The sequence below is a fragment of the Phenylobacterium sp. genome, assembly GCF_024508875.1.
GTDB lineage: Bacteria > Pseudomonadota > Alphaproteobacteria > Caulobacterales > Caulobacteraceae > Phenylobacterium.
On record NZ_JANINU010000191.1, the window covers coordinates 1 to 4,563 of the forward strand.

General features: G+C 68.6%; 6 protein-coding genes and 1 tRNA gene. 1 reads left to right on the forward strand and 6 read right to left on the reverse strand.

Annotated features, from left to right (window positions below):
* The first annotated feature begins 109 nt into the window (after window positions 1–109).
* On the forward strand, window positions 110–1,189 hold the full coding sequence (locus Q0L11_RS14555) for a PepSY domain-containing protein (RefSeq protein WP_296598163.1): 1,080 nt from the start codon (window positions 110–112) through the stop codon (window positions 1,187–1,189).
* A 167-nt stretch (window positions 1,190–1,356) separates the two neighbouring features.
* Here Q0L11_RS14555 and Q0L11_RS14560 read toward each other — a convergent pair whose 3' ends face one another.
* From Q0L11_RS14560 to Q0L11_RS14585, 6 genes are all read right to left on the reverse strand, one after another.
* Complete coding sequence (locus tag Q0L11_RS14560) at window positions 1,357–2,061, reverse strand: glutathione S-transferase N-terminal domain-containing protein (protein ID WP_296598164.1); 705 nt, start codon at window positions 2,059–2,061, stop codon at window positions 1,357–1,359.
* A gap of 71 nt (window positions 2,062–2,132) precedes the next feature.
* Window positions 2,133–2,318 (reverse strand): hypothetical protein, encoded by a 186-nt coding sequence (locus tag Q0L11_RS14565; RefSeq protein ID WP_296598165.1) that lies wholly within the window; start codon window positions 2,316–2,318, stop codon window positions 2,133–2,135.
* A 214-nt stretch (window positions 2,319–2,532) separates the two neighbouring features.
* Window positions 2,533–3,231 (reverse strand): PEPxxWA-CTERM sorting domain-containing protein, encoded by a 699-nt coding sequence (locus tag Q0L11_RS14570; RefSeq protein WP_296598167.1) that lies wholly within the window; start codon window positions 3,229–3,231, stop codon window positions 2,533–2,535.
* Between the two features lie 166 nt (window positions 3,232–3,397).
* The gene (locus Q0L11_RS14575; protein WP_296598169.1) at window positions 3,398–3,946 is read right to left on the reverse strand and encodes a PEPxxWA-CTERM sorting domain-containing protein; all 549 of its coding nucleotides are present in this window, start codon (window positions 3,944–3,946) and stop codon (window positions 3,398–3,400) included.
* Between the two features lie 207 nt (window positions 3,947–4,153).
* Window positions 4,154–4,243: transfer RNA gene (locus tag Q0L11_RS14580), tRNA-Ser, on the reverse strand.
* A gap of 117 nt (window positions 4,244–4,360) precedes the next feature.
* Window positions 4,361–4,563 (reverse strand): helix-turn-helix transcriptional regulator (locus Q0L11_RS14585; RefSeq protein WP_296598170.1); only part of this gene is annotated, 203 nt, incomplete at its 5' end.

A 4,563-nucleotide genomic window follows, 5' to 3' on the forward strand; every position in this document is an offset into this window, starting at 1 on the left:
ACGAGTACTACATCGACTACAACACCGACACGCAGCAGCCGACCAACAACGCCCGGTTCTTCTCGGGCCGCGGCCGCACCTTCACCCTGTCGTGGGACTACCGGTTCTGATGCAGGTCATTGACCTTCTGCACCGCTGGCTGGGCGGGCTGGTCGGTCTGCTGCTGGCGGTGCTGGGGTTGTCGGGCGCCATCCTGCTGCACAAGGGCGCCTGGGTGATGCTGCCGCACGCGCACGAGGCCCAGGTCCAGGACACGGCCACCCTCGCCGCGGTCGCGAATCGCATCATGGCCCAGCCGGACCACCCACGCAGCATCGTCTTCGCGACGAAGGACTTCGGCCTCAACCAGCTCAGCTACGCCGAGCGCGGGACGGGCGCCTATACGAGCCAGGCGGGCGAGCTGGTCACGAAGTGGTCCAGCAAGTGGGAACGGCCCGAGGTCTGGCTGTTCGACCTGCACCATCACCTGTTCAGCGGGGAGACGGGGGACACGGTGGCCGGCGTCGCGGGCCTGATCGGCGTCGGCTTCGTGGTCACGGGCGCGATCCTCTGGTGGCGGATGCGGCGGGCCTACGAGTTCCGGCTGTGGCCTCGGAAGTTCGAGCGGTTCCAGATCCTGCGCCACCACCGCGACCTGGGAATCGTCATGGCGCCGCTGCTGGCGCTGTCGATGGTCACCGGCGCTGTCATGGTGTTCCGGCCGGTGGCGGACGTGGTGCTCGGCCCGGGGACGTCGGCCGCGGTGACCCAGGCCCTGAAGCCACCGCCGCCCAGCACGGCGAAGCTGGCGGATGACCTGGACTATGGCGCGATGATCGAGACGGCGCGCAGGCTCTATCCGACCGCCGAGGTGCGCATCCTGTCGTCGCCCCGGGGCAAGAGCGGCCTCGTCAGCCTGCGGCTGCGCCAGCCGGCCGAATGGCTGCCGAACGGGCGCACGACGCTCTACTTCGCCGCCGACACCGGCGAGTTGGTACAGGCGAAGGACGCGCTGACGCTGCCGGCCCAGGTGCAGGCCTACAACGCACTCTACCCGCTGCACGCCGGCAAGATAGGCGGCCTGCCATACCGGCTGGCGATGACGCTCTCGGGCGTGACGCTGACCCTGCTGGGCAGCCTCACGGTCTGGACCTTCTGGTTCCGCCGCAAGCCGAAGCGGCGGCGCAGGGATCCTCTGCCCGTGACGTAGCTCCAGCTCCTCCCCCATAGAGCGGCAGCGAACGGGGGAGGTGGCGGCGAAGCCGACGGAGGGGGCGTTGGGACCATGCGCTCGCGTCCCAGCCGCCCTGCGGCGTCAGCGCCCCCTCCACCACTTCGTGGCCCCCTCCCCCGCTTCGCAGGGGAGGAACTGAAGCGCTACCCCCGCGCCGGGATCGTCAGACCGCGCTGGACGGCGGGGCGGGCGAGACCGCGTTCCAGCCAGGCGGGCACGGCGTTCAGGGTGTCGAACCGGACCAGCTCTCCCGCCTCGTAGAAGCCGATCAGGTTGCGCACCCAGCCCAGCAGCGCCACGTCGGCGATCGTGTAGTCGTCGCCCATGACCCAGGCGCGGCCTTCGAGCCGGCCGTCGAGGACCTCGAGCAGCCGGCGGCTCTCGGCGACGTAGCGCTGGAGGGGTCGCTTGTCCTCGTACTCGCGGCCCGCGAACTTGTTGAAGAAGCCGAGCTGGCCGAACATCGGGCCGACGCCGCCGATCTGCCAGTGCACCCATTCGAGGGTCTCGTAGCGGGCGGCCGGATCGGCGGGGAGCAGCTTGCCGGTCTTCTCGGCCAGGTACTGCAGGATCGCGCCGGACTCGAACAGGGCCAGCGGCTCGCCGCCGGGGCCGTCGGGATCGAGGATCGCGGGGATCTTGCCGTTGGGGTTCAGGGACAGGAACTCGGGCGTCTTCTGGTCGTCGGTCCCGAAATCGACCAGGTGCGGCTCGTACGGCAGCCCGATCTCCTCCAGCATGATCGACACCTTCACCCCGTTGGGCGTGGGCAACGAATAGAGCTGCAGGCGGTCGGGATGCTTCGCCGGCCAGCGGCGGGTGATGGGAAAGCGGGACAGGTCGGTCATCGCGGGCTCCGGCGCAGTAGGTCCCGAGATGGCGGGCCGGCGGCGAAGTTCAATGGCGTCGCTTCACGCTCTCAGATCAGGCGGCGCTCGACGTGGTGGATGAAGCGGCCGCCGGCGAAGATCTCGACGCCCTCGCACGCCGGATCGCGCTCGAGGATCGCCTCGGCCTCGCGCAGGGCGTCGTCCAGATGGCCGACCACCCCGGCCTCGCCTGACCAGGCAAGCTCCTGGCCCATCGCGCTCAACATGAAATGCATCGCCCTCTCCCCAAGAGGCGATGCATGAAATATCCAAGTTTCACGCCGGTTTACACGCCCCAGCGCGCGAAACTGCACCGCTTGTTTCGCTTCACGGAAGATTCTTGTGCGGATCGACGGGGGCGCTTGCGGCGGCCCCGACGGGCCCGGCGGGCGCCTGCGCGCCCCGGGCGAAATCGGTCTCGGCCGCCGAAACGGCCGAGACCGTCGCAAGTCAGGCCGCGGCGAAGCGCCGGCGGCGGATGACGGCGCCGGCGCCGCCGAAGCCGAGGATCATCATCGTCCAGGTGGCCGGCTCGGGGACGGCCGAGCAGCTCGTGCAGGTCACGTCGCGCGCGGCCACCGCGAAGGTGTTGCCGCCGGCCGGACGGTCGGCGTCGAAGGTGTCGACCGCGAACCACCAGCCGCCCGTGTAGCCGGCGATCGTCCCGTCGGTGTTCGACGTGAACTTGTTGCCCGAGCCCAGGAAGCTGATGCCGCTGGCGTTGGAGACCTTGAAGACGAGGGGCGGGGGCTCGCCGTTCGACGCGCCCTGGCCGCAGCAGACGATGGCGTTGGTCCAGGTCTGGCCGAAGGGCGACATCTTGTAGCCGGCCGACTTCTCGCCCGCGTAGGTGAAGCTGCTGGGCGTCGGCGACAGCACCGTCACCGTGCTGTTCGGGTTGTCCGACAGGTTGAAGGCGAAGGCAACGTGGCCGTTTCCGGTGTCGACGATCTTGTCGATCCCCGGCAGGGCGACGGTGATCTTGACGTTGTTGGCGTCGAGTTCCTCGATCGTCACCGTACCGAACGGCGTCGAGGTGTAGCCGGCCTGGCTGTACTCGAGCTTGGAGACGTAGGTGGCGGCCGAGGCAGCGCCGGCGCCCAGGGCGACCGCGCCCGCCGTCATGGCGGCGATGAACTTGCGATACATGGCAGATCCCAACCGGATAGTGGCGTTACGTGGGATCTAGATATCGAGAAGTCGTGAACAGTTGTACCATCCAGCGGGTGAATTCGGGGTCGCTTTCTCCCCCTACGCGGGATTTCCCACATTTTGAGTAGCTCCGGCCGCCGGAGCGGCCGGAACTGAGCCGAATTCAGCCCGCAAGCGCGCGGCGACGGTCCCGCAGCATTGCTCCGGCGGCTCCGAAGCCGAGAAGCATCAACGCCCAGGCGCCCGGTTCCGGCACGGCGGCGATTTGCTGCCGACCGCTCTGCGGAATGATCTGGAAATTCGTCACGAACTGGCCCGCGACCGCGATCTCCTCCGGGCCGTTGTAATCGAAGCACCCGTTCGACTGCACGCAGTAGCTTTGGCGGAACGCGCTGACGAAGGCGGCGTAGTTGTTCCCCGCGGCGCCGAAATCGAAGTAGAGGCCGCCCAGGTCCGCCGTGAAGGCCGAGCCGCCGATGTCGAGCCGCGCGCCGTCGTCGTTGGCGCCGAACACGGCGGTCTGGCCGTTGTTCGCGACCTTCACCGACCAGTCGAGGATGTTGTCCTCGGTCAGCACGCCGAGGGTGTCGTCGGTGATGATCGTGAGGTCGACGACGGCCGTGCCGACCGTGCGATGGCCGAAATAGGTCGCGGCGTCGGCCGTGGCGGCCAGCGCCAGCGAAGCGGCGAGGCCGAGCATGAGGGAACGCATCCTGGAAGCTCCTGAACAGTCGTGACAGCACCCGCCTTTGGCATAGCGGTGGCCGGCGACAGCCCGGTGACGGGCCGGAGTCCATTGTGCGATGCGGCTGCGACGCTTCTCTTCGGGAGACCCCCGGACTTCGCCCGACGCTCACGCGGCGACGGCCGCTACGATCCTGCCGGCCTGGAACCGCTCACCCATGTCATGCGGGAAGAATGGCGGAGAGGGTGGGATTCGAACCCACGATACGCTTTCACGTACGCCGCATTTCGAGTGCGGTACATTCAACCACTCTGCCACCTCTCCGGAGCCGGCGCGGGCCGCCCCCGAAGAGGGCCCGCTGAGCGAGCGCGCGTTCTACTCATCTCGCCGGTGTCACGCAACCGCGAAGTCGCGGTCATTTTATCGCGGCCGCCCGGGTCGCTATCCGTCCTCTTCATCCTCGATGAAGCCGTCGTCCGGGCCGGGCTCGTAGACCAGCAGGTCGCCGGGCTGGCACTCCAGCTCACGGCAGAGCGCGGCCAGGGTGGAGAAGCGGACGGCGCGCGCCTTGCCCGTCTTCAGGATCGAAAGGTTGGCGATGGTCACGCCCACGCGGTCGGCCAGCTCGGTCAGCGACATCCGTC

Excerpts from the sequence above, each read along its gene's own strand:
- Q0L11_RS14555 (WP_296598163.1), top strand. The coding sequence starts at position 110 with ATGCAGGTCATTGACCTTCTGCACCGCTGGCTGGGCGGGCTGGTCGGT.
- Q0L11_RS14560 (WP_296598164.1), bottom strand. The coding sequence starts at position 2,061 with ATGACCGACCTGTCCCGCTTTCCCATCACCCGCCGCTGGCCGGCGAAG.
- Q0L11_RS14565 (WP_296598165.1), bottom strand. The coding sequence starts at position 2,318 with ATGCATTTCATGTTGAGCGCGATGGGCCAGGAGCTTGCCTGGTCAGGC.
- Q0L11_RS14570 (WP_296598167.1), bottom strand. The coding sequence starts at position 3,231 with ATGTATCGCAAGTTCATCGCCGCCATGACGGCGGGCGCGGTCGCCCTG.
- Q0L11_RS14575 (WP_296598169.1), bottom strand. The coding sequence starts at position 3,946 with ATGCGTTCCCTCATGCTCGGCCTCGCCGCTTCGCTGGCGCTGGCCGCC.